Source organism: Desulfosporosinus sp. Tol-M2 (assembly GCF_059735615.1).
Map to the genome: position 1 here is coordinate 1 of NZ_JCAIJG010000089.1, position 1,754 is coordinate 1,754.

Sequence of the window (1,754 nt, forward strand, 5' to 3'; positions counted from 1 at the left end):
AGCACCATCTGGGAAAATCACGACACTAAGGCAATCGGCATTGATACCGTCAGCGCAAACATTGACCCAACAAATGCGAAACTGGATGCAGGCTTCTTCCAGGTTCGGTATGACCGATGCACGCAAACCGAAAAATCATTTATGGCAGCCATGGTCAAGTGTGGAGAGCTCCCTTGTACGATTGCCAATGTAGCACAAGTTATGAAACGCAACGTTACTTCGATTTCGATTTTCCGAAGTAAACTAATCAGCAAAGGGTTGATTTATTCGACTAGCTATGGTGAGATAGATTTTACCGTTCCTCAATTCGATGCATTTATCAAGAGAGTACACCCGGATTTTAAACAGAAATCTTAACTACGCATCTTAAGTATGGGTTTTGGTTCCATCAAAGCCTGGAAAAGTAACAATCCTATTTCAGAATTTATAAAGAATTATATTGAATAACCATACACAAAAGAGATAGGCTAGTTCATAATAATACCTGAACAAGCCTATCTCTTAAATTTAGATGTTAATCGCTTTAACTAAACCTGGCTTCCAGTTCCTGCTTGAAAATATCCTCCGGGAAATACTTCCCCGGACATTCCGTGGCAGCCCCAGGGACATCTCGGTGCAGCTCGACGTCGCCAACTCCCAGCTTAAAAGCTTCTAATAGCTGCACGACTTTCTTCACCAGCCCGGCTAGTTGGGCGTCCGGTACCTTCGTCTCACTGAAATTTCCCACCAGACAAATTCCGATGCCGATAAAATTACGCTGCCCAACATTGCAATGTGCTCCCGGCCGATACAAGGGTCTGCCCGCTTCACAGCGTCCATCCGGCAGAATCACGAAGTGATAGCCGATATCACTCCATCCCTTGGTTGTATGCCACTCCCGTATCATGGCCGCGTTTACAGGCACCTGCTTGCCGAAGCGCCGCACCTCAGTTGGACTAGCCGCGTGGTGAATTACGATCTTTTGCCACTCCATTTATAGTTTCCCTCCTTTTCAAACTTTCAGGACAGCAACAGCCTTGGCCAGTTCTGTGATGCTCGCGGAAAGTTCGTCAAGTTTCCTTTCGATTCTGACCAGCAAATAGGCACTCACCACGATCGGAAAGCCAAAATTGCCGACGAGCTTCAACATCTCTTCCATGCAATTCCCTCCCTTTCTATAACCTTTTAATTAGGGTTTATGCCTGCTCACCAAAAAACGGTTTTGATACCCCCGGTATTCATCAGCTTTCTCAACCGCTGTTTTATCGACCCACGTTTGAGTTTTACTCCTGTTTCGCCAAATCGCGTAATGGGTGTGTAAAAATTTTTATCTTTATTTAAAAAATCCGCAGCTGCCTTTTCTCCTTGTTAACGTTTTCCCGGTCTACTACGAATCCAAATTTTCTTAACTTCACGTAGGCGGCTGTTCTCGAAACACCATAAGTATCTACCAACATCTGCGGGAGCACTTCGTGGGCAAGAAAATATTCATCAAAACCGGCATCCTCAATAATCTGGCCCTCTGTTAGCCCCTGTGATTTTAGAACTTCCTGCACCAACGGTATAAATGTAGCGCCCGGCATGGCCATCGCCGAGGCGAAATAATCAGCCTGATGCTCCCGCCACTGCTCCGGGGTTCTATAATCACATCTCTTTCCGAAGCCCTCAATATCCGTTTTTCTGCAGCAGGTAACCGGTCGCAATTTACCATTTCCGAATAAAGACAGCTGCATTTCGCTCTTCGTAAAAACGCCTGGATGCATCCACAGATGTCC

The 1,754-nt window shown here is 45.8% G+C and carries 4 protein-coding genes; 1 reads left to right on the forward strand and 3 read right to left on the reverse strand.

What is annotated here, in order from left to right; genetic code table 11:
- Positions 1 to 357 (forward strand): DUF8462 domain-containing protein (locus tag AC6I5A_RS06430; RefSeq protein ID WP_034613230.1); only part of this gene is annotated, 357 nt, incomplete at its 5' end.
- A gap of 166 nt (positions 358 to 523) precedes the next feature.
- Here the strand turns inward: AC6I5A_RS06430 and AC6I5A_RS06435 are convergent.
- From AC6I5A_RS06435 to AC6I5A_RS06445, 3 genes are all read right to left on the reverse strand, one after another.
- The gene (locus AC6I5A_RS06435) at positions 524 to 973 is read right to left on the reverse strand and encodes a peptidoglycan recognition protein family protein (RefSeq protein WP_034613233.1); all 450 of its coding nucleotides are present in this window, start codon (positions 971 to 973) and stop codon (positions 524 to 526) included.
- Between the two features lie 18 nt (positions 974 to 991).
- A complete protein-coding gene (locus tag AC6I5A_RS06440; protein WP_497900548.1) occupies positions 992 to 1,138 on the reverse strand; it encodes a YvrJ family protein in 147 nt (48 codons plus the stop codon).
- 178 nt (positions 1,139 to 1,316) lie between these two features.
- The coding region (locus tag AC6I5A_RS06445) for an ImmA/IrrE family metallo-endopeptidase (protein ID WP_497900549.1) at positions 1,317 to 1,754 on the reverse strand (438 nt) is incomplete at its 5' end.

What these genes read in the sequence shown, in the direction of transcription:
- AC6I5A_RS06440 (WP_497900548.1), bottom strand. Translation starts at nt 1,138, where the DNA reads ATGGAAGAGATGTTGAAGCTCGTCGGCAATTTTGGCTTTCCGATCGTG.
- AC6I5A_RS06435 (WP_034613233.1), bottom strand. Translation starts at nt 973, where the DNA reads ATGGAGTGGCAAAAGATCGTAATTCACCACGCGGCTAGTCCAACTGAG.